General features: G+C 46.4%; 19 protein-coding genes and 1 pseudogene. 10 read left to right on the forward strand and 10 right to left on the reverse strand.

Annotated elements, in window-relative coordinates; genetic code table 11:
• Positions 1-175: 175 nt before the first annotated feature.
• Together H5985_RS07950 and H5985_RS07955 are read right to left on the reverse strand one after the other, a co-directional pair.
• Positions 176-1,174: an alpha/beta hydrolase gene (locus tag H5985_RS07950; RefSeq protein ID WP_205050782.1), complete on the reverse strand. Its 999-nt coding sequence runs from the start codon at positions 1,172-1,174 to the stop codon at positions 176-178.
• Positions 1,175-1,359: 185 nt separating this feature from the next.
• A complete protein-coding gene (locus H5985_RS07955) occupies positions 1,360-2,241 on the reverse strand; it encodes a LysR family transcriptional regulator (protein WP_205050783.1) in 882 nt (293 codons plus the stop codon).
• A gap of 120 nt (positions 2,242-2,361) precedes the next feature.
• Here H5985_RS07955 and H5985_RS07960 point away from each other — a divergent pair, with 120 nt between their 5' ends.
• Both H5985_RS07960 and H5985_RS07965 read left to right on the forward strand, forming a co-directional pair.
• Positions 2,362-3,342: a 4Fe-4S dicluster domain-containing protein gene (locus tag H5985_RS07960; protein WP_205050784.1), complete on the forward strand. Its 981-nt coding sequence runs from the start codon at positions 2,362-2,364 to the stop codon at positions 3,340-3,342.
• Positions 3,339-3,980, forward strand: a complete 642-nt coding sequence (locus H5985_RS07965) for a cytochrome b/b6 domain-containing protein (RefSeq protein ID WP_205050785.1) — start codon at positions 3,339-3,341, stop codon at positions 3,978-3,980. Before H5985_RS07960 ends, H5985_RS07965 begins: the two co-directional genes overlap by 4 nt.
• 56 nt (positions 3,981-4,036) lie before the next feature.
• On the opposite strand, the gene H5985_RS07970 is transcribed toward H5985_RS07965, so the two are convergent.
• The 3 genes from H5985_RS07970 to H5985_RS07980 all read right to left on the reverse strand — a co-directional run bounded on the left by H5985_RS07970 (position 4,037) and on the right by H5985_RS07980 (position 7,245).
• Positions 4,037-5,512 (reverse strand): aldehyde dehydrogenase family protein, encoded by a 1,476-nt coding sequence (locus H5985_RS07970; protein WP_205050786.1) that lies wholly within the window; start codon positions 5,510-5,512, stop codon positions 4,037-4,039.
• A 187-nt stretch (positions 5,513-5,699) separates the two neighbouring features.
• Positions 5,700-6,251, reverse strand: coding sequence for a flavodoxin (locus H5985_RS07975; protein ID WP_205050787.1), 552 nt, complete (start codon positions 6,249-6,251; stop codon positions 5,700-5,702).
• 190 nt (positions 6,252-6,441) lie between these two features.
• Positions 6,442-7,245, reverse strand: coding sequence for a DUF134 domain-containing protein (locus H5985_RS07980; protein WP_205050788.1), 804 nt, complete (start codon positions 7,243-7,245; stop codon positions 6,442-6,444).
• Between the two features lie 154 nt (positions 7,246-7,399).
• Between H5985_RS07980 and H5985_RS07985 the strand changes: the two genes are divergently transcribed.
• Both H5985_RS07985 and H5985_RS07995 read left to right on the forward strand, forming a co-directional pair.
• The gene (locus tag H5985_RS07985) at positions 7,400-8,077 is read left to right on the forward strand and encodes a dihydrofolate reductase family protein (protein ID WP_205050789.1); all 678 of its coding nucleotides are present in this window, start codon (positions 7,400-7,402) and stop codon (positions 8,075-8,077) included.
• Between the two features lie 471 nt (positions 8,078-8,548).
• A pseudogene (locus H5985_RS07995) lies at positions 8,549-9,846 on the forward strand (ISL3 family transposase).
• A gap of 235 nt (positions 9,847-10,081) precedes the next feature.
• On the opposite strand, the gene H5985_RS08000 reads toward H5985_RS07995, so the two are convergent.
• Together H5985_RS08000 and H5985_RS08005 are read right to left on the reverse strand one after the other, a co-directional pair.
• Positions 10,082-12,586 (reverse strand): autotransporter outer membrane beta-barrel domain-containing protein, encoded by a 2,505-nt coding sequence (locus tag H5985_RS08000; RefSeq protein WP_205050792.1) that lies wholly within the window; start codon positions 12,584-12,586, stop codon positions 10,082-10,084.
• 401 nt (positions 12,587-12,987) lie between these two features.
• A complete protein-coding gene (locus tag H5985_RS08005) occupies positions 12,988-14,262 on the reverse strand; it encodes a homoserine dehydrogenase (protein ID WP_205050793.1) in 1,275 nt (424 codons plus the stop codon).
• Positions 14,263-14,677: 415 nt separating this feature from the next.
• Here H5985_RS08005 and H5985_RS08010 point away from each other — a divergent pair, with 415 nt between their 5' ends.
• From H5985_RS08010 to H5985_RS08035, 6 genes are all read left to right on the forward strand, one after another.
• A complete protein-coding gene (locus H5985_RS08010; protein ID WP_205050794.1) occupies positions 14,678-15,580 on the forward strand; it encodes a DMT family transporter in 903 nt (300 codons plus the stop codon).
• Positions 15,581-15,705: 125 nt separating this feature from the next.
• Positions 15,706-16,824 carry a polyphosphate kinase 2 gene (gene ppk2, locus H5985_RS08015; RefSeq protein ID WP_205050795.1) on the forward strand — a complete coding sequence of 373 codons (1,119 nt, stop codon included), beginning with the start codon at positions 15,706-15,708 and terminating at the stop codon, positions 16,822-16,824.
• 106 nt (positions 16,825-16,930) lie between these two features.
• Complete coding sequence (locus tag H5985_RS08020; protein ID WP_205050796.1) at positions 16,931-17,350, forward strand: MarR family winged helix-turn-helix transcriptional regulator; 420 nt, start codon at positions 16,931-16,933, stop codon at positions 17,348-17,350.
• 80 nt (positions 17,351-17,430) lie between these two features.
• Positions 17,431-17,817: a cupin domain-containing protein gene (locus tag H5985_RS08025; RefSeq protein ID WP_205050797.1), complete on the forward strand. Its 387-nt coding sequence runs from the start codon at positions 17,431-17,433 to the stop codon at positions 17,815-17,817.
• A 129-nt stretch (positions 17,818-17,946) separates the two neighbouring features.
• Positions 17,947-19,110: an MFS transporter gene (locus H5985_RS08030; protein ID WP_205050798.1), complete on the forward strand. Its 1,164-nt coding sequence runs from the start codon at positions 17,947-17,949 to the stop codon at positions 19,108-19,110.
• A 16-nt stretch (positions 19,111-19,126) separates the two neighbouring features.
• Positions 19,127-19,624, forward strand: a complete 498-nt coding sequence (locus H5985_RS08035; protein WP_239481721.1) for a CreA family protein — start codon at positions 19,127-19,129, stop codon at positions 19,622-19,624.
• Between the two features lie 203 nt (positions 19,625-19,827).
• Here the strand turns inward: H5985_RS08035 and H5985_RS08040 are convergent, their stop codons facing one another.
• The 3 genes from H5985_RS08040 to H5985_RS08050 all read right to left on the reverse strand — a co-directional run bounded on the left by H5985_RS08040 (position 19,828) and on the right by H5985_RS08050 (position 22,794).
• On the reverse strand, positions 19,828-20,220 hold the full coding sequence (locus H5985_RS08040) for a transcriptional initiation protein Tat (protein ID WP_205050799.1): 393 nt from the start codon (positions 20,218-20,220) through the stop codon (positions 19,828-19,830).
• Between the two features lie 111 nt (positions 20,221-20,331).
• The gene (gene hemL / locus H5985_RS08045; protein ID WP_205050800.1) at positions 20,332-21,618 is read right to left on the reverse strand and encodes a glutamate-1-semialdehyde 2,1-aminomutase; all 1,287 of its coding nucleotides are present in this window, start codon (positions 21,616-21,618) and stop codon (positions 20,332-20,334) included.
• 18 nt (positions 21,619-21,636) lie between these two features.
• A complete protein-coding gene (locus H5985_RS08050; RefSeq protein WP_205050801.1) occupies positions 21,637-22,794 on the reverse strand; it encodes an outer membrane beta-barrel protein in 1,158 nt (385 codons plus the stop codon).
• Between the last annotated feature and the right edge of the window lie 26 nt (positions 22,795-22,820).

Raw genomic sequence — 22,820 nt, forward strand, 5'->3', positions numbered from 1 at the left:
TGATAAAGACTCTGGAAGGTGCGAAACAGCTCCTGAGAGACGCGGGGTATGTGATATTAAAACCATCGAGTAATGGGGACAATTGTCAGCCATTTGCGTCGGAGCCGAAAGCTGTGACGCCGGAGGAGGTTCGTCTTGAAATCTTTTGTGGTACGGATGACAGTCATCTGTAGCCCTATTGTGAAGAGATTCTCAATGGGAACGGATGAAAAAGTTCGTGCTTGGTCAAAAGAAACTTTCCCTCTTCAGAGGGGAGTTGTTTAGCGTGAATGAGCAACACGGCGCTTCGAATTTCCGAAGCATAGGACAGAATCGGCATATTGATAAACGAAAGCGAAGAGGTGGTATTCCAACCGCCGTTCGAATTCAGTGAACGCTTATGATAGCCGCGATCGGTTTTGTAGTAGTCCCAGTAATCTGCAAAAAATTGAGGTTCGCTCGGACGGGCATCGGGCAGACCGCCGGCAAGGCTGTAGCGACCGGCCTTGTAATCTGCTGTACGTTGAGCATTAAGCGTTTGCTTTAATTGATAGTGGCCATTTTCATCGGTTTGATCAAAATAGCCTCTGGCATTGACTCGACTCATGTCATACATGGTAGAGGCAACTGACGCTTTGATACGAGTGTCCATTGCAGCCGCATTGACAGCCATACCGCCCCAACCGCAAATGCCGATGATGCCGATTCGCTCAGGATCAACGTCATTTCGTGTGCTTAAGTAATCGATTGCAGCTGAAAAGTCTTCAGTGTTAATGTCAGGCGAGGCAACATAACGAGGTTGTCCGCCGCTTTCACCGGTAAATGAGGGGTCAAACGCGATGGTGAGAAAACCGCGTTCAGCCATGGTTTGAGCATATAGGCCGGAAGATTGTTCCTTGACTGCGCCGAAAGGGCCGCTTACGGCAATCGCAGGCATTTTGCCTTGGTGAACTTTGGGGATGTAAAGATCTGCGGCGAGCGTAATACCGTAGCGATTGGTAAAGACAACTTTTTTGTGGATGACCTTATCACTTTGAGGGAAAACTTTATCCCATTTGTCTTCAAGAACAAGTTTTGTACTGACAATTTGACTCGGTTCAGTCATAACTTTTTTCTCCACTGCATATGCGTTTAAAGAAACAAGACTCAACAGAGCTGCCGCAAAAGCGGCTGTGCAGGCAGTTTTTTTAAACATTGCGTACTCCTGTTGCCTGTTAACGCCCGAACAGTCGGCAGGCGAAATATCAAAGGTATTGGACTTGCAGGAGAGAGTTAAAGAATATCTCCTGTTTATTACAGTTTATGAAGAACACTTTTAAATAACAAATACTTTCTTTTTATGGCTGGATATGCTTTTTAGGTATTTAAGATATCGCAGATTTAAAGCAGAGATTCCTCTTGCCTTAAAAAGCTAAGCAGCATCTCAACAGGTTTGGCGAGCTGTCTGTTTTTATTCCAGGCGACGATAATTTCGGCTTCAAGTTTAGGGTATAGGGGAAGCCAAATGACTCCGCTATCCGGTTCAGGATTAATGACACTTTTTAAGGCCAGGACATGGCCGACACCTGCTTGAGCAAGCAGGTAGGCGTTGTACAACAGATTGAAGGTACCGACCACATGAAAATCTTTTGAGAGAGGTTGCAGCCAACCGGCAAATTCGTTTCGCTCATAGGATTGACTTGAGCAAAGAATGGGTTTACCGATGAGGTCTTTGGCTTCAACTTTATCTTTGTCGGCAAAAGGACCGTCGATTTGAGTGAGGACGCCCCAAGCATCTTTGGTTTTGAGTTTCAGCGTGTAATATTCTGTTGTTTCAGCCGTTCCGATAAATACGCCGATATCCGTCAGACCGGAGTTAAGCTCGGCTTTGACGGTGGCTTCTGCTCCACTCACAATGTCGCAGCGAACTTTGGGAGCTGCAAGCTGCAAACGCTTAATTGCCCGGGCTAATGTTTTCAGAGCTACACTTTCTCCGGCAGCGATACGAATTTCTCCGGCTAACTCATCTTCTTCCAACATCTCCCGTTTTGTACGATTGCAAAGTTCAACGATATCTCGGGCTCGTTCATAAAAGACTTGACCCTTTGGCGTCAGGCGCAGCTTGCGATTTGAGCGGACAAAAAGTTTGTGCCCGAGCTCCTGCTCCAGAGTCATGAATTGTCGGGAGAGTGTCGGTTGTGTCAGGTGTAATCGCTCAGCGGCAGCCGTAATGCTTTCGGCTTCTACCGCAGCGATGAAGTACCGAAGAACACGAATATCCATAGGATTGACTCCGATGTCAGTGCATAAGGACAAACGAAAGAAATTATCGGTGCGCTCAAATTACACCGAATTAATGCTAGATTTTACCTTTAAGAAAAACATTGCTTTTAAACAGCAAAAATGGCTGACAGAAGAACATTCCTCAAAGGTTCGCTTTTAGCGACAATGGCGATGGGGGCGGCGCAGGCCCAAACAGAAACGGGTTCCGGCGTTCCCTCTCCGGATCAATGGATCAGCATCATTGATCTGGATCGATGCGACGGTTGTCAAAATCGAGCGGTTCCTGCGTGTGTGGCCGCTTGCCGAGAGAAAAATCAAACGAGATTTCCGGAACCTGAGAAACCGTTAAAGCCTTATTGGCCACAGAGAACGTTTGAAGATTTTTCCAATCAGCGAGACCGGATTGATCGGCTGACGCCATACAACTGGATCTACGTGGAAAAAGTCTCTTTAAGTGACGGCAAAACGGTGTATGCGCCCAGACGTTGTATGCACTGCTTTGATGCGCCATGCCGAAAGATTTGCCCGTTCGGAGCAATTGATCGCTCTGAGCAGGGAGCAGTGCAGATTGATCCTGACGTTTGTTTCGGTGGTGCCAAGTGTCGGGATGTCTGCCCTTGGCAGGTTCCGCAACGCCAGGCCGGTGTCGGACTTTACTTGGATGTTGCGCCGAAATTTGCGGGTGGCGGCATCATGTATAAGTGTGACTTCTGTGCGTCGAGCCTTAAAGAGGGAGAGATGCCGGCATGCTCTTCGCATTGTCCTAAAAAGGCCATGATGTTCTTACCGTTATCAAAAGCGATGGATAAGTTGCGGGAAATCGCCGTCGGCCGCTATGTGTACGGTTTAAATGAAAACGGAGGAACGGCCACTTGGTATGTTTCGTCGGTTCCGTTTGAAACAATTCAAGAAGCAATATTGAAGACGAAAAAGAAAGGAGTCAATGACGGCCGAGCAGATTTTTCAGCAATAAAGCCCAAACTTGAAGAGTCAGAAAATTGGGCAATGGCAACACTGGCTGCGCCGGTTGTTGCATTGGGGGTTGCATATTTGGTTGCACGTCGTCGGAAAAATCAAGATCAAGCAGGGGATCGTCAATGAGAGTCTTTCGTCAAAGCCTTCGGAATCGTCTGGTGCATTGGGGCATAGCCTTATCGTGTTTCGGACTCATTGTGACCGGTATTCTTCAGATGCCGGTTGCCAAACGTTACGGTATTACGGCGGTGTTTCCGAGTACAGCGGACTTTTTTATCACGCTTCCTTGGCATTACGCTTTTGCCGTGGTTTTTACCTTTTTATGTGTGTTTCATTTGGCTGTGCATGCCTTGGAAGGCGACTTTGATATCGTGCCGCAAAAAGGTGATTTTTCAAAAAGCATAACCATTATTAAGGCACTGTTGACCGGTCAAGAAGAACCTCCGAGCGGAAAATATTTACCCGAGCAGCGCCTGGCGTGGGCTGCGTTTGTGGCAGTTTTTGCTTTGGTGATCGTGACGGGTTTATTGAAAACATTAAAAAACTTAGCAGGTATTGAGTTGGCCGACCCTGCGCTTTTTTGGTTGGCTCAACTGCACAACTTAGGGATGGTTCTGACGATTCTGCTATTTTTCGGCCACATGGCGGCTTTTGTTTTTAAGGCGAATCGCTTTTTAATTCCAGCGATGTTCTCAGGCTACGTTGATGCCGATTACGCCTCGCACCGTCACAGTCTTTGGAAAATCGAGAGATCCGAGAACTAAATTTTTTGAGAGGAAAACTAAACGGGCCTGGGGCCCGTTTAGCTTATGTGGATTTTCTAGAAGAAGCCGCGTTTTGCCTCAGACAACGAAATGTAGATGTTCTTCGTTTGACTGTAGTGCGCAAGCATCATCTTGTGCGTTTCGCGCCCGATGCCGGATTTCTTGTAACCGCCGAAGGGGGTGTGAGCCGGCAATTCGTTGTAGGTATTGACCCACATGCGTCCCGTGCGGACTGCTTTAGCGACGCGAAGAGCGCGGTTGATGTCTCGAGTCCAAACAGCTCCGCCCAGACCGTACTCACTGTCGTTGGCCATCGCGATGACCTCTTCTTCAGTCTTGAATTTGATCACCACGGCGACCGGGCCGAAGATTTCTTCCTGAGCCACGCGCATATCGTTGGTGACATCAACGAGCAGTGTCGGTTGCATGAAAGCGCCGCCCGCGCAGCCTTCGACTTCTGCGGCCTCACCACCGGTTAATACCCGAGCGCCCTCGGATTTGCCGATATCGACGTAGCTCAAAATCTTTTGTAGTTGCTTTTGATTGATTTGTGAGCCCATTTGGGTTTGCATGCGCATGGGGTCGCCCACTTTGACGCTCTTAAAGGCCTGTGCAAGTTTTTCGACAAACTCGTCGTAAATTCCTTCCTGAACGAAAATACGGGAGCCCGCGCAGCAAACCTGACCTTGATTGAAGAGAATACCGATTTGTGCCCCTTCAATCGCCTTATCCATTTGACAGTCATCAAAGTAGATATTGGCAGACTTGCCGCCCAACTCGAGAGTGGCCGGAATCAAACGGTTGGCAGCGGCTTTGGCGACGCTGTAACCCACTTCGGTTGAACCGGTGAAGGCCAGTTTGGCAAAGCCCGGATGATCAAGCATGGCTTGTCCGCTTTGAGCACCGCGTCCCGTAATGATATTGACGACACCGGGAGGCAAAATCTCATTTAAAAGTTTGCCAAGGTAAAGAATCGAAAGCGGAGTCGTTGACGACGGTTTGATAACCAACGTGTTGCCGGCGGCCAATGCCGGAGCGATTTTCCAAGCCGCCATCAGTAACGGGAAATTCCACGGAATGATTTGTCCGACCACCCCGATGGGTTCATGCATAACGATCGAAAGGGTATTGTCGTCGATCATCACGGCTGAGCCTTCTTCAGCACGTAAGCAACCGGCGAAATAACGGAAATGATCGGATGAGAGCGGGACATCCACAAGGGTTGTTTCTCGCAAAGGTTTACCGTTATCCCGAGTTTCAATTTCGGCGAGTTCCTTTGCGTGCGCATCAATTAAGTCGGCCGCTTTTAATAAAAGAGCTGATCTTTCTTGAGGACTGGTTTTTGACCACGTTTCAAAGGCTTTTTGAGCTGCGTTGACTGCTTTATCGACGTCGCCTGCGGAGGCATTGGCACACACAGCCAGCAGTTCATTGTTGGCAGGATTATGAGTTTCGAACGTTGCGTGATTTTCCGCTTCAACCCATTGTCCACCGATCAATAATTTGTACTCTTTCTCAAAAACAAAACTCATGATAAACCTCCATAGGAAATCGCTTACGTTCTGTTTTCAATATAGGGATGAAATAAGGGATTCGAAATTGGCCGAAAGGATATCTTTTTGATTAAAAAGGATATTTTTTAGAAAATCTATCGATCCGATAGTCTTTGGAAAGCAAAACCGCCCGAGAGGCGGACGGTTTTGATAGGGGAGGACAAAATTAACCGATTTTATTTTCTTTGAGCCATTGACGGATTTCGTCCAGAGAGAATGAAGAACCGTAGACGGCTAAACCTTCGCGAACATCGGCTTTCGGATACTTATTGCGGATGTTCCGTTCGCAGCTTGACATACCGCCGCCATGGGTGACAAAGGGGAGAATAACTTTGCCGGAGAGATCATTTTGATCCATAAAAGTAAACACAGGCATCGCCACATGGCTCCACCAATTCGGGGTACCCAAAAGGATAGTGGAGTATTGAGAGAGATCCGGAACATCTTTTTGAATGGCCGGACGAGCATTTTGTCTGAGTTGTTCGTGAGCCAGGTCAACCGTGGCGTTATAGGCTTCCGGGTAGGGAGTGACCGTTCGGATTTCGTAGATATCGGCTTTCAATTCTTTAGCGATGGCTTGCGCCATTTCGCGCGTGTTGCCCGACCAGGAGTAATAAACCACTAAGGTTTTGGATGCGGTTTGGGCTTGAACAAGCGTAGTGCTACCGGCAGCAGCTGCAAGCAAAATGGCTTTCAGAAATTCTTTGCGCGTCAACATAGTGAAACTCCTTTTTAGGATGGCACATTAAGTTTATTGGCGCGATCAGTTGTACTAATAGAACAAAAGTCTTTCATTTTTGCCTGAAAGAAACAACAGGTAGGAAAGATTGCAAGATTTTGTTTCCTATGAACAAAAAGTCCGTCGCAAATTCTGCAGACGGACTTTCAGTCTGTTGAAAATTCAGACTTTATTTAGAACAGTGGCATTGGTGGTTTTCGCCGCCCGAGTGGCAGTCGCAGTGCTCACCACAGTGATCATGTCCGTGGCCGTGACCTTGTCCATGATGCTTACTGCAGGCCGCTTCAGTATTGCTTTGAAGGCCGCCGGCTAAATAGGCATTGACCGCTTCATCGGCTTCTCCGCTGATACCGACCACAAGTTCGATGCCCGCCTGTGTTAATCCTTCAATGGCGCCTTCGCCAATCCCGCCGCAGATCACAACAGTCACGGCATTATCAAGAAGGGCGGCCAATTTGAGCCCGTGACCGCGGCCATCGGATTGAATGGTTTCGGTTTGCACAATCTGATTATTTACCACATCGTAAACTTTGAACTGTGAAGCCATACCGAAGTGTTGGTAAATCATTTCATTTTTAACAGGAACAGCGATTTTCATTTTTAATTCTCCATGAAGTTTTGAATCTCGGCATGATTGACAGGACTGTTTAAAGCGGCATTTTCCACGACAATCGTGACTTGTGCCGCGGCAGATCCTGTAGTGTCCGCCTTCAATCACAAGAGGTTTGCCGTTTACGATGGCGTCGGCGATTTTAAAGCGTGCCTTTTCGTATATCTCCGTGACCGTAGTGCGAGAAATTTCCATTTGTTGCGCACACTGCTCGTGGGTTTGCTTTTCAAAATCAACGAGGCGAATCACTTCGTATTCATCCACGAAAAGCGTGACAGCCAAAGCATTTCGGTTGCACCCCGGAAGAAATGTTCTGAAAGCAGGCTCTGCGCAAACGCGGCGGCATCGACTCGGTTTCGGCATGAAATGAATCCTCTTGTATCCGACATATGTCGGATATGTTAACACTCAATTTCTAAAAAATCAAAGAAAGATTTGTGTAAGAATCTGATAATTTCAAGCCTGTTCTTGAATTGTTGAGCGGCTATTCTTTCTTTCGAGCATAAAGGAGTTAAAAATGACAAAACCATACATTGTCTGCCATATGATGGCCTCAATCGCCGGCCGCATTGACTGCAAAATGACCGAAAAGATTCAAGGTGTCGAGCAGTACTACGAGACACTTGAAGCGTTGAATACACCGACAACAGTGAGCGGTCGTGTGACGGCCCTTTTAGAACTGGCGCAGGACGGACAGTTTCAATCGAGTGATTCCAAAGTATTAGGTCACGAGGCCTTCTCGAAAAAGACCGATGCCGACGGCTATTGTGTTGTGGTCGATACGAAAGGAACACTTCTTTGGACCCATCCCAAAGAACTGTCTCTGCCGCTTATTGTCGTGACCGGCACGAATGTTCAAGAGGATTATCTCAAGTATTTGGATTCTGAAAATATCTCCTGGATTGCCGTGGGTGCAGACAAAATTGATTTGGTTAAGGCTTGCGAGATTTTGGTCACTGAGTTTAATGTCAAGCGCATGGCAATTGTCGGAGGCGGGCACATTAATGCCGGTTTCCTCGCTGCAGGATTACTCGATGAAGTCAGTTTGGTGTTGGGACCGGCTATTGACGGACGCGGCGAAATGGCTGCACTTTTTGACGGTCTGCCTATGCAAAAAGAACCTACACAACTGAAACTGCAACAGACGAAGACTTATCCGAACGGCGTTTTGCACCTACTCTACAAAGTACTTTGAAATAAGATCGGAGTTTCGGAATTTTAATTTTCGCTTTTTTACACTCACCTATAACGAGGATCAAAATGCAAGGTTCTTCAGGTTTTTACGGGAAAGTAGAAAAAATTCAGTAAATATGGCTGTCAAGGCAACATAAAGGGGAAAATGTTTTTTTGATCGCTCGCCGCTGGGCAGGCCGGGCCAGATTCCCTGTCCCGGCTGCGCCGCGGATTATGCGATCATTGGCGCGTCAAGCCGCGAGGGCTTGACCCGTTCAGCACTTTGGCACAGACAACAAAAATGGCGTGCCTTCCATAAAATTGTTTCATTCGACCTAAACAATTGAAAAACACGCCATGGCAAGTATTGTACATACGGCTGTTGATGCCGCCAAAAATTTTTTCTCATTTCGTTATCCCGGCTATAAATTGGTTCGTTTCGAACACCGTTTAGGCAGAACCACTTTTTTTCCTTGAACCTTCTGCCGAGGCTATATGTCCTCGTTGCGGTAAGCCCTGCCCCAAGATTCATGATCGCACCGAAAGAGAAGTTCGAGACATGCCGATGAGCCACGCCGGAGAACAACTTTACTTGAGGTTTCGAATCCGGCGAGTTCGTTGCAGTTGTGGTTGTCATCAATGTGAACAACTATCCTGGCTCGAACCTAAGGCACGTTTAACCAATGCCATGGTTGGATGGATACAGGCTCTGTTACGGCTTCGGGTTCCCATTACCGATGTCGTACGCCATTGCAGTGTATCTTGGGACACCGTTAAAACTTACGACAAAGTTCAACTCAAAGCACTCTTTAACCAGATAGATCTAAAAAATGTTGAGCATCTTATGATTGACGAATTTGCTGTGCACAAAGGTCATCGGTACGCCACCGTTATCATGGATGCCGTTGAACGAAAAGTTGTTTGGATCGGTATGGGAAAAACAAAAAAAGTGTTCAGCCTTTCTTTGATTTACTGCTTGCCCAAAACAGGGCCGGACAGATTAAGTCCGTCAGTTGTGACATGAACGCTGCTTATCCGTCCATGGTGAGAAATTATCTGCCCAATGCCACCCTCGTCTATGATCTTTTCCATGTCATGAAAAACTTTACTCGTGATGTGCTCAAAGCCGCTAAGCTCAAGACTGTGCAGAACTGTAAAGATCGGATATCTCAACAACAAAAACAGTTAAAAGCGAAGAAAAAAGAGAGTCTAAGTGTACAAACTCAATTGGAATGCGAAGACTTACAGAGGCAACTCGATGAGTTAAATAACAAAGCAAAGCACCTTAATGGAGTCGAGTGGTTAATGGTTCGCCAACAAAGCAGCTTGAAAGACGATGCAAAGAGACGTTTGCAGATGCTTCGGGAAGATAACCAATTATTAGCCGATCTTTACTCCATTGCTGACATGATTCGAAAAATCTGGAACACAAAAATATTGCAAGACGGTAAACACTTGATCAAAACAACGCGCCTGATGTTATTACAAATAGCTCGAACACATAACTTTAAACCGGCTAAGAGCTTTGCCATGATGATGACACGAAGAACGGATGGCATTATGAATGCCGGACATTTTGGTTTTAATACGGCGAGATTGGAAGGGGCTAACAATAAAATCAAGGTGATTAAACGGGTAGCCTTTGGTTACAAGGATATGGAATATTTCTTTTTAAAGATTAAGGCAGCCCTCCCGGGAATTCATTTTTCGCCATGGACGAAATTCTCTCCGGGAGAGGCGTTCCTAAAATCAGGGAAAAATTGGAAGTGTTGTTTTCCCGCTAATTCCTGAAGAGTCAGAACAACACCACAGTGGGTGCCCATTACGGCTTGACATCCGGCGACATGGGACGTCAGAACCATGCTTTTAAGGTTGAAGTTCGCTACGCTTTCTAATAGTCAAATTGAAAGAGAGACCGGATCCGAGTTATTGGATCCTGTTTAGATAATAGAAGTGGATTTCTGTGAACAGGAGTTAGACATCCTCCTCGTCATTAATGGCGAGGAGGATGTCAAAGAATGATGTACTAGAAAGCGTATCGAATGAGAACGCTACCCGTGACACCTTCACGGTCGCCCGCATAGCCTTTAGCACCGACATCCATACTCCAGTGGCTATTAACGCTCGGCTTCATTGTCACCCCCACTTCCATGATGCCCGTGTCTCCTTCGAGACTTGGCACTTCAAGGCTTAGACTGTTAACAGCGCTTTCGGCATCTCCGTCAAAGATGTGCTCATAGGCTAAACCAAGTTTCCAACCCGCGTACGGACAGAAGGCACCGGTTAAACGGGTACCAATACGAACTGCATGCGTCACAGTCGAATCCATATCCAAGCGATCGCCGTACTTGTTATTGAGGTTCACATCGTCACCATCTAAGTACGTGATTAAATAACGACCGTAAAGATCCAAGTTCATCGTATTGGTAAGATTGAAGACATAGCCAGTACCAACATGAGCCGTTACGTAGAACGCATCGGAATCATACTTAGCATTGTCACCGGCATAAACACCCGTGAATTCGGTTGAAGCTTGACCCGCACGCAATGAACCGTCGATATACCAAGCATCATTAACAAGGTAGCGACTGGCCAAACCCAAACCATAGTAATCGTGGTCGCCTTCGCCCTTGGTACCGTTCACATGGCTGTCGCTATCAGCCCAACCAGCTTCGATGAAACCACCGACAATCCATTGCGGGTTCACTTGATAGCTTGCACCGGCCGCTAACGTATAACCGTCAACATCCACACGGGATCCGGTCTGATAGTTCGAAGAACCACCATGAACAGCGCCAAATGTCGCTAATTGCCCCACTTTAGCCGCATTCACCATAGCAACGATGCCTTCGTCGGCGATAAATTCAGCACCTTGGTTCACGAAAGCAACTGTCCCCAAAAGCGATTCTGACAAAGTTTTACTGTTTTCCGTTGCTGTTTGATGATCGGGATTGTCAGGATCTAATACCGGTGTATCAGGATCTGTGCCGGGTTCCGGATCTGTGCCAGGTTCCGGATCGGGTGTCGGATCCACTTCAGGGTTTTCAGGGTCGGGATCGACATCAGGGTTACCCGGTTCTTGACCCCAACGCACTTCCAAAGTTTCTCCGTTTTTCAATGTAAAATCATCAACATTCCATTCGCTATTAACGAATGTGCTTTCGGATTCAACTGTTGTGTTCGTAAATTGAGCATCAACTCCAAGTACTGAAACAAGTTTATAGTTGATGCCGTCTTCAATACCCGTTCCTTTCGCAACAGCGATGGTCGTTCCGTCAAAAGTGTGCGTAGGTACGTTCTTCACGGACGCGGTTTCAATCGGAGTGTAATTTAGCGTAAGGACAGCTTTGTCTTTATTTTCAGCGTTAACCGTGTATTCCATACGGTCAAAACCCGCCAATTCGCCATTTATCCGATTAACACCTTCAAATTCGACCGTATTGCCAGAGTTAAATAAATGGTTAATATCATTGTGCTGACCTAAAGCAACCACTAATGTTCCGATGTCCGAATCTTTTAATGAAACTGTATTTCTTGTAACGTTAAATGATTCGAAAGTTTGATCGGCGGAACCCTCCACGAAAACACCTGCAAATGCCGCACTAGGACTCTTCACATTAGATATTGCGAGACGATTATCAGTTATCTGAATCTCTTTAACTGCGCCGAAAATGTCTTGGACATTAAATCCGACCACAGTACCATATTCGCCTCCGGCCACGCTCATTTCATTTCCAGATATAGTGGCATTGATTACATCGACTGTTTGGTAACCTGTTACGTCATCGACATCAGAATTTGTGATACTGACGTTACTATTTTTAATTTTTAATTGACTATCTGGTACCGTGCGATAGTAATCGATACTACTGATACCCAATACCTGATTCACTGTGGAGTTCTCAACATTCACAGAAACATTTTCAACGCTACCATTTTTGAATCTGTAGCTGCTAATTTCCACGCCTTTAACTGTAAGACTGGATCCTTCGCTTGCTTGAATCTGATTAAATGAAAAATCAGAATTTTTGATTTCATAATCCGATGGATCAACCTCTAGACCTGATAAATTTTTTGCAACCTTAATTTGAGAAAAATTCAAATGAATATCGTCTGCGGTTAGAGAGCCTTCCAAATTCAGGTCTGTGGCAACAGTAACAATTCCTTTTAACGGCGAAACGGGGCTTTCAAACCCAATGATCTGACCTGTAAAACCACTAAAAGTTAAAGACGGTTTTTGTTGGGGGATATCTTCGTCCATCTTAACCAAGATACCGTACGCATTAGCCAAATTATTAAGCTGTTCTGTCTCTAAAGCATTTGTTGACTTATCCCAGATAAACCCTTCTTTAAATTCGAGATCTGTGTCTGTTGAACTAGTATGCTTGATATAGTAATACGAAGAATTGCTATGAGCTAAAGCATTGTCCTCATATGTCCAATCACTTGCTTGAGTAGATGTAGAGAAAGCCAGTAAAACCGAAGTAAAGATAACTGAAGGTTTTAATGTCTTGGTTAATTGGGGGGGCAAATTTGTGTTTCATAGGGGTACTCCTAAAATTAGGAAAAACGAGTAGCGCTTAATGAGTATATAACAGAATGACATTAGTTGGCCCAGGGATATCGTATCAAAAAATTTAAAAGACACTCATTAAGACCATTGCATCTTTTTGATTATTAAAAGATTCACAAAACGCAGTACTATGGTAACTTCCACGGGCGACAGCGAGGACGCTTTGATACGTCAATGAAAAAGACCTGTCTGTCAAGCAAGAAATGAGGGAAAGACACAGAAAAGGCTCAAAGAGAGGACAAAAATTAACCGGATAGCTCGTGTAAAGCCTCCGGTTTTGATACCAGGAAATAATGTCGCTAAAAAGCGCTTAGGAACGGCTTTGCCTTAGTACTTGGTACCGGATTTACGAATTTCTCCTAATTTCTGGAATTTTCAACGTTAAATCTTGAACTTGATAGCGGTTGATGACACCTTTGATTTAAGGTCTTGAGCGCATTTTCAATTGAACTGTCGTGGCACGGTTCGGTGATCAAGGCCAAGTTATTCTGATCGGTCGATATTTGTTTAATGCGAATGCTTTCGTCTTTAAAGACAGTTTCGACCAAGTCTTTAAAACCGCAAAGATGAGTATCCGTGTCTAAAACAATAAAGTGTTCAAATTTTAGGATACTTTTGTCTATGAGAGTTAAAGGCTGACCCTGCTCGGTTGAGCATGAAGTGCAATGGTGTTTCCGGGCGATATCACAAATATCGGCTAAAACAGCACTGGCTGTAGGTTCACCACCTGCACCTGCTCCATAGTAAAGACTGGTTCCTAAAGCGTCACTTTCGATTTGCACAGCATTCATGGAGCCATTGACGTTTGCCAGGAATGTGTCTTTCGGGATTAAAGTCGGTGCAACACTCAAGCGTACGGATTGATCAACAATCTCTGCTGTTGCAAGCAGTTTAACGACATATCCCATCTCGTTGGCCATTTTTATGTGATTTTGAGTAACTGATGAAATCCCGCAAACGTTTTCAGGTTTAAATTGCAGCGCAGTGCCGAATGCCAAAGCAGACAGAATCGTCAGTTTGTGACCGGTATCAAATCCTTCAATGTCAAAAGTGGGATCGGCCTCAGCGTACCCCAGTTTCTGAGCTTCTTTCAGGGCTTCGTCAAACGAAATCGGCTTTTGGTGCATGGATGAGAGAATGAAGTTGCAGGTGCCGTTTAAGATCCCGGTGATTTTTCGAATACGGTTGGCGCAAAGTCCTTCTCTCAAGGCTTTGATAATGGGAATGCCACCTGCTACCGAAGCTTCAAAAAAGACTGAACGGTTGAATTTTTTAGCTTGAGCAAAGATTTCTTCGCCATGCGTCGCCAAAAGCGCTTTGTTGGCTGTGACGACATTTTTGCCGCCTTCGAGTGATTTCAGAATCAATGTTTTGGCGGGTTCTATGCCACCCATGACTTCAATGACAGTGTTGATTTCAGGGTCTTGGCAGATAGTCAAAGAATTGTCGGAAACCGTTACTGATGAGGATAATTGTGAGCGGGCACGCTCTGTGTGTCTGCAAACGACTGTTTTGATTTCAATAGGTTTCCCGCAACGGCTTTCAATGAGATCTTTGTTCCTTTGAAGGATTGTATAAACAGCTTTTCCCACCGTTCCGAAGCCGGCCATACCGATAACAATTTTCTCTGACATATTTTTTAGCCTGTGGTTAAGACAGATGATTGGGAAACATTATCTGGAAGGTGTGTTGAAAGTCAACATTTTGACTATTGGTTGATTGAAATCGACGCGAACTTGATTCGATTCAAAAACGAACGAAATTTTCTGTACAATGCGCATCTCGTGGATGAGATGGGAGCAATCCGAGCACCTGCTTCCCACAAAGGAGTAACTCTGTTTAACAGACCTCTGTGGGCGAAAGCTTGTGTGCAGGGCTGCTTTTTTGTTTTTGCAGCTAAGAAATAAAAATGCAAAAGAAAATTCATTTCTCCTTACCAATTCTGAAAATCTCCTCGCTTTTCCAAAATTCGTTTTATTTCCACTTTGAAGAGAACGCTTGGCGTTAAAGCATTCAGTTTCTGATTAACTTTTTCAAGGTGCGAAGAAAATGAAATCTAATCCTTATTTTGGTCCAATGACGCTGTTGGCAGGCGTTTTGATTTTTTCTACCAACGGTTTTTGGCAAGCTATCGCTCCGGAGGGAGCGACCGCCTATGTTATAGGCGCTTCTCGTTTACTGATCGGTGGATTGACACTTTCTCTGTGGTGTTTAGTACGGTACAGAAAAATCCACTTACAGGGATGGGATTGGAAAGCTATCGGCATTTATGCGGTGGCACTTTGGCTATATCAAATTTTCTTTTTTCAAGGCGTGCACTTAATCGGTGTTGCGGTCGGCACCGTGGTTGCCGTCGGTTCAACTCCGATATTTGCCGGTTTGATCCAAGCGTTTCTCTATAAAGAAAAACCGGACCTTCTTTGGTATATCGCCACCGCATTTGCCATTGTCGGACTTGTTCTGGTCAATATGGTCGATGATATGAGTTTTGCCTGGTATGCAGTCATCCTTCCGTTGTTGGCCGGTTTCACACTTGCAGTCAGCGTGATTGTTGCCCCCAGAGTCGCCCAACCTCATTCTGCAGAGGAAGGTATGGCTATTGTCATGCTTTTGGGATCAGTTCTGATGCTGCCATTTTTCGTGTTGTTTCCGATCGACTGGATGTTTACGTCGCAAGGAGCGCTGTGCGTGCTGATGTTAGGGGTGGTGAACTCAGCATTGGCTTTCACGCTCGAATTAATCGGATTTAAGAACACGCCGACATTAATTGCGTCCACTCTAACGTTGGGAGAGCCTTTGGGAGCCGCAGTGATAGGAATTTTTGTTCTCAACGAACCGTACACGAATGAGTCCGTGTTGGGAATTTTGTTTTTGTTCGTGTCTATTTTGATTCTGGTGTTAGGGCCTGAGTTGAAGTTTCGTCTCAAGAACAAGCTGATTTTCTTGAATTGAATCCGAAAATTGGATCTTGTTGTAGGGAAAATATCAATGCAATTGTGGATACTATCTATTGATAGATAGATGAATAAGAGGCACAATAATTAGATATTCTCTCAACTTTTGGACGGATTTTTATTATGACCGAATCGACAAAAAATACCAAAGCAGCGCCTAAAACGAGACGCGGTCCGTATCGAAGCCAATTGGTGTCCCGAGGGGACGTCTCTCATGCCCGGGTAACCGAGGAAGTACAGGGTATTGTGACGGACGAAACAACGGAGGCTGCAGACCAAAAAGAGCTCGAAGCCTTAACGACTATTTTGAACGGTGAGGCTCCGGCCGATCGCATTCGTTTGTTGAGACTGTTACTGCGTCAGGAGCGACTCAATTACGCGACGACAAGCTCTCGAGAGGATAATCCCGATGACATTTTGGTTAAGGATTGGCGCTCGGGAGTTTACCCCTACAAAAATCGCTTAAACCGCAAAACGTATGAAAAAGAGAAGTTCGGGCTTCAAGTAGAACTTTTAAAACTTCAAGCCTGGATCAAAGAGACGGGACAGCGGGTCGTTATTTTATTTGAAGGGCGCGATGCCGCCGGTAAAGGCGGTACTATCAAACGCTTCATGGAACACCTCAATCCGCGTGGAGCTCGCGTGGTTGCTCTGGAAAAGCCCGATGATCGTGAACTAGGACAGTGGTACTTCCAACGCTATGTCGAACACTTACCCACGAGAGGCGAAATGGTTCTCTTTGACCGCTCTTGGTACAACCGTGCAGGGGTCGAACGCGTGATGGGTTTTTGTACGCCTCAGCAATATGAACGCTTTATGCAAGAGTGCCCGGAGTTTGAGCGCAACTTGGTTCGCAATGGAATCTACATCATCAAATTCTGGTTCTCGGTGAGTCGTGAAGAGCAAAAGCGGCGCTTTAAGGAACGAAAGATTCATCCGCTCAAGCGCTGGAAGCTTTCTCCGATCGATGTGGCATCCCTGTCAAAGTGGGATGATTACACACGAGCCAAGGAAATGATGTTTCTCAATACCGATACGGTCGAGTGCCCCTGGATCGTTGTCAAGAGCGATGACAAGAAGCGCGCTCGCTTAAATGCCATGCGCTATGTTTTGCAGCTTTTGCCTTATCCCAACAAAAATGAAGCCGCTATCGGTCCGGTCGATCCGTTAATTGTCGGTCGCGCCAACATTGTTTTTGAACAAGGCGAAGAACCGAGTATTACACCGGTCGTCAAGAAATAATTTCTGCAGAGGATGGAAAGGTTTCAAGGCCTTTCCATTCTAAAGGGACAGGTTGACGGATTCGGTTTTTCGTTATATAGTTCGATATCGAATTAATCAATGAGCTATGAAAAACTATCTTCCGATTTACGCCAATGCTTCCAAACTGCGCTCGATGGGCAATGCCTATATTGTGCGTTCGCTTGAGAAGGCCGGTTTGAAAGGGATCGTGCCGAGTCACGGTGATGTGATGAATCTGCTTTTTAGAAAAGGGATTTGCAACATGACTGAGCTTGCCCGAGAGGTCAGACGAACCAGATCGACCATGACTGTTTTGGTGGATAAATTGGAACGGGAAGGTTATGTGAGCAAAAAGACTGATCCTGATGATAGTCGTGGAGTTTTGGTGGAGCTCACCGCAAAAGGGCGAGCATTGGAGCCGGTGTTTCAGGAAATTTCCGATGGCTTAAATGAGCTGATTGCTGATCGATTGAGTAAAGAGGAAATCGATCAATTGAATGCACTGCTTCAAAAATGTGTTGATTAATTAAATCGGTGAAGTTTCAAAAACGGGACTTCACAATTTTTAGCTTTAATGGTTCGATATCGAACAAAAAGGAGAGAAAAATGAGTAACTATCAATCTTTTCATCTGGATATGAATGCCGGTCGTACGGAATTGCATAATGCTTTGGCTTTGACCGGAGCAGAAGTGTCTTTAAACAATCTGCCTGCAGGTGTGAGTATTCCGTTTGTTCATGCTCATACGCACAATGAAGAACTCTATATTGTGCTCGCAGGGAAAGGTACGTTCTTTATCGATGGCGAGGAATTTGAAGTGAAAGAAGGCGATTGCCTTCGTGTGGATCCCAAAGCTCAACGCTGCCTGAAAGCGGCTGATGATTCTGCACTTCGCTACTTGTGCATGCAAACACGAGCCAACAGTTTGGAAGGTTTTACGATGACCGACGGTGTTATTTCTGAGGAATTTGCCAAACCGTCCTGGTTGAAATAATTTGTCTTCAGCTATTCGAAAAAGAGGGGGCACGTAGCTTCCTCTTTTGCCTTGAAAATCAATGCAAAATCAGGGAAAATCTTGCCTTGCTGACTCAATGAGATTCGTTTCTTTGAAAGGATTTCTGGTATGACGCAAAGTAAGACGATCGGTCAATTCTTATCCTCAATCCCGCCTGAAAATACCGCTACTCGGGCCGCTTTTTTCTTAGCCGGTTTCATAATGGCCGTTTGGGCCTCTATGGTGCCTTTTGTTAAATTAAATCTATCTCTCGATGAGGCACATTTAGGAGCTCTGCTTTTGTGTGTCGGGCTGGGAGCCTTGGTCGTGATGCCTTTTTGCGGAGGCATTGTGGCGAAAAGGGGGGCAAGGTTTTTGCTTCGACAAGCATTATTTGCCATTCCGGTGATTCTCTTTGCGATTAACTTTTCTACCAATACCATTCTCACGGCTTGTTTGCTTTTTCTCTTCGGAATGATTTTCGGTTCCGTTGATGTTTCCATGAATGTCCATGCGGTGGAGGTGGATCGCCGAAGTGAAAAGCGCTTGATAGCGGGTTTTCACGCTTTGTATTCTTTAGGAAGTGTTGTTGGGGCCTTGGCCATGGCGGGGCTGCTCAATGTGGGTGTAGAACTTTTGATCGCTGTCGGTGCTTTGTTGGTCGTTTGCCTTTTGATTTGGCTTTTTGCCTCGCCTAAGCTTTTAAGTGATGCCGGCAAAGCCCAGGGACCGACCAAGTCATTTGTCATCCCCAGAGGATTTGTTTTGTGGTTGGGGCTTATCTGTTTGCTTCTTTTCATGATCGAAGGCGCTGTTTTGGATTGGGGCGGTGTTTTTCTGGTTGAAGAGAAAAAGGCGGCAATTGAAAACGCAGGTCTGGCCTTTGCGGCTTTTTCAACCGCAATGACCATCATGCGCCTTTTAGGAGACAAGCTGATCGCTTCGGTGGGGCCAAGAGCTTGTGTGCGTTACGGTTGTCTTTTGGGGGCGGCGATGCTCGCAGGGTGCGTCTTTTTTGCCAATCCCTGGCTGGTCATCGCACTCTTTTTTGTTTTGGGGATAGGGCTGGCTAACGTGGTGCCGATCGCTTTTGCGAGTACGGCCGATCAAAACGAAATGCCGATGAGTTTGGCATTGGCAGCTGTGACCACTTTGGGTTATGCAGGGCAGCTCACAGGGCCTGCACTGATCGGTTTTGTGGCTAAAGCCTCAAGTCTGTCTTTTGCTTTTGCAATGCTTGCGGCATTTTTGGTAATTGTTTCTTTTTCCAGTAATATTTTTCGAAAGAAATGAGCAAAAAGGTTTGGTTATGAAATTGTCTAAGTTGAAATCGGTTTTGTTGATTGCAGCAGGAGTTTTTGCCCTAAGCGGCTGCGGCCAAGAAGATGTGGGCGATGTCTCTTTAGGAATTTTCACATTAAAGGACATCAAAATTAACCGCTTTGTCGATCCGGTTGTGACAGGGGTGACCTGCCACGTCTCCAGTATTGAGGCTAATTTGGCTTTAAGTGACCCGTCCAACAACTCCATTGAGTGTCACCTTACAGGCCCTATTACGCGTGAGATGATTGATCAAATCGATAAAAGCAAAGACGGTGAAGTGATTTTTACACGATCCAAGAGCGTGCTTTTAAAGAATATGAAGATTCGCCGCATTTATGATGAGCAAGCTCAGACGCTTTTGTACGTGGCTTATTCCACCAAAGAGACAAGCGGTAGCTTCCATCATTCACTTTCGGCTATTCCGCTTTACGGTACCGGAGGCTATATCAAGCCTTTGCCGAAAGTTGAAAATTCCACTAAGTGACAAAAATAAGTCGGGTTGATTACGAAAAGCCTGAAAAATATTAAAAATCAACACTCTTTCTCCCACTTTACCGTCAAAATGAGTTATTCAGAGTTATCCACAGAAAATGTGAATAACTCTGAACTTTTTTAAAGAAAACTCAAGTGGAACATGAGCTTAACGCATTGCTTAAAAAAGAGGCATTCGTGGGAAATACGTTTGCGTTAACGAACCTGACCGCGGTAGCGTCCGGTGTTGTCATAAAAACGCCCGTTGGTGTCTTCCCGACCTAAGTAGCGGCCGGAACTGTCGTAGTGGCGACCATTGGAATCGATTCGACCTTGGTAGCGGCCCGTGCTGTCGTAGACCCGTCCATTACTATCCATTCGACCTTGATAGCGACCGGCGCTGTCATATCGGCGACCGTTCGGATCAATGCGGCCTTGGTAGCGTCCGGTATTGTCATACATCCGCCCATTGTCAATCCGGCCTTCATAGCGTCCGGAATCATCATAATAACGGCCGTCGTGATGAGAAAAACCATGACCGTGAGCCCAGGCGGAAACGGACAGTAAGATCGTAAAGAAAGACGTTAAAAGATAAATCAGAGCTTTCATTTGGGGCTACCTCTTGCTTTTGAGATTAAGGCTACACTGAAAGATAGCTATTGGAAAGAAAAAAGCCGAACAACGCAAGGTCATTCGGCTTTTAATCAGAACGAGAAAAAACTACATCGCTGCAACTTTGGCAAAAGCTACTTTAGCGGCTTTTATCGTTTCCTCAATGACTTCATCGGTATGAGCGATGGAGACAAAACCCGCCTCGAATACGGACGGAGCGAAATAAACGCCTTGATCCAACATGCTATGGAAAAACACGTTGAAACGCTTCGTGTCAGACTTCATCACATCGTTAAAGCCTTCGGGGCATTTATCAAGGAAATAAAGCCCGAACATGCCGCCAACGCTTTGCGCGCAGAAAGCAACACCGGCTTCTTTAGCTGCTGCGGTCAATCCTTCAACAAGTTTCTTCGTCTGTTGAGAAAGACGCTCGTAGAAACCGGGCTCCTGAATCAATTGCAGCGTTTTCAAACCGCAGGCAACGGCCACGGGGTTACCCGACAAGGTACCGGCTTGATACACGGGGCCGCAGGGTGCGATTTTTTCCATGACGTCGCGTCTGCCGCCAAAGGCAGCCACGGGCATGCCGCCGCCGATGACTTTACCGAACATGGTGATATCAGGCGTAACGCCGTAGAGGCTTTGAGCGCCCTGCAGCGCAACACGAAACCCCGTCATCACTTCATCAACGATCAAAAGGGCACCGTATTGTGTGCAAAGTTCACGCATTGCATGAATAAATTCGGGCTTACCGGGCACCATGTTCATGTTACCGGCCACGGCTTCAACGATCACGCAGGCGATATCATCGCCGTATTGTTCGAAAACTTCTTTGAGTTGCTCGGGGTTGTTGTATTCCAAAACAAGGGTGTGTTCTGTTACACCGGCAGGAACGCCTGCAGAGCTCGGATTACCGAAAGTGAGCATACCGGAGCCCGCCTTCACTAAAAGGCTGTCACTGTGGCCGTGGTAGCAACCTTCAAATTTGATGATCTTGTTGCGACCGGTGTAGCCGCGAGCCAAGCGAATGGCGCTCATTCCGGCTTCAGTGCCGGAACTGACAAGTCGCACCTCTTCGATAGAGGGGATGAGTTTTTTGATTTCTTCAGCAATCAGAATTTCTCGCTGCGTGGCGCATCCGAACGTAAGCCCCATATCAACGGCTTCATGCACCGCACGGATCACTTCCGGGTTGTTATGACCCAAAATCATAGGGCCCCAGGAACCGATGTAGTCGATGTAGCGCTTGCCGTCTTCATCCCACATGTAGGGACCCTGGGCTTTTTTCATAAAGCGCGGTGCGCCGCCCACGGAGCCGAAAGCGCGCACGGGAGAATTCACTCCACCGGGAATGCTTTGACGGGCGCGCTCAAATAAAGAATCGTTCGTGTCCATTTTTCCTAGTCTCTTTTTTTAGAAAGCGTAACCGACACCCAAGTTAAAGCTTGTGTTGGCGGGTTTAAAGCGACCGTCCAATTGCCCGTCTTCTCCGTACTTAACATTGCGGAAGAAGGGGAAGTTCACGGTCATGTCGCCTAAGACACGAAGGTGATCGGTGACTGCCCACGTAAAGCCGGTTTGAACCACAGGGTTGATGTTGTGTTCTTTGTAGTCAGCCTCGCCTCTGGACTTCAATTGCGAGTAAGCGGCACCGCCGCCGACATGCACGCGCATGGAGTCGAGCACTTCAAAGTGGTACTGAAGCATGAGGTTGGTGTTGGTTAAACGGTATTCGTTTACCTTCTGACCGCCCGACTTCAAATCATGATCGCTTTGTTGGTAGCTCAAATCCAATGCCCAATGGCGATCGAGGAATTGACGGATACCGAACTTGTAGCCGGACTCAGAGCTCAAGGTGAAACTGCCCGGGAAGTCACCGTCACCGCTTGAAAGGTCGGTCTTCACCCAAGAGCCTTGAGCATACACTTCGGTGGTATTAGCCCAAGCGCTCGCTTTACTTTCAGGCCACGGGGCAAAACGTCTGGCCTGATCGTCAAATTCGATCTTAGAGAAGAAGAAAAAGACGTTGGAGAACGGAATATATGTGGCGTACACATTAAACCAATCGGTTCCGGCGTTTACCAAAGGAAGCGGAACAGGAATAGGCAACCAATTGTAGTCTTGACGGAAAGTGACCCCGGCAGTGTAGCCGGCGCCTAAGTGAAAACCGGTGTTGGCGATGGGGTAGCGTGCCACCCATGCGTAACCCATAATCGGCTCGATTTCGTAGTGAGAGTCGCGGAAGAACATTAAATACATCATGCGTTCGTTGCCGCGTTCATCAATGATCCCGCGAGTAATACCGGCACCGAAGGGATAACCGTTTTCTTCATAACGGTTGTCATAATCCCAAGCGGGGTGGTTCGTATAGGCAGGAATCAACAGGCCCGTGCGACCGTTTTCAATGAGGTCATGCATGCCATTTAATTGGTTACCGATAAAACCGGCATCCGGATAGGGGGAGGCGCCACCGGGCAAAGTCTCGACAAAGCTGTCAACAAAGCCTGCCTGGGCGGTGATTGTGGCCAAGGAGAGTGCGGTGGCCAAGGCAATCTTTTTCAGTGAGGGCACAATGTGCTCCTTATCAATCAGTTAAC

It is taken from the genome of Parasutterella secunda (genome assembly GCF_016901835.1).
Taxonomy (GTDB): Bacteria; Pseudomonadota; Gammaproteobacteria; order Burkholderiales; family Burkholderiaceae_F; genus Aphodousia; species Aphodousia faecavium.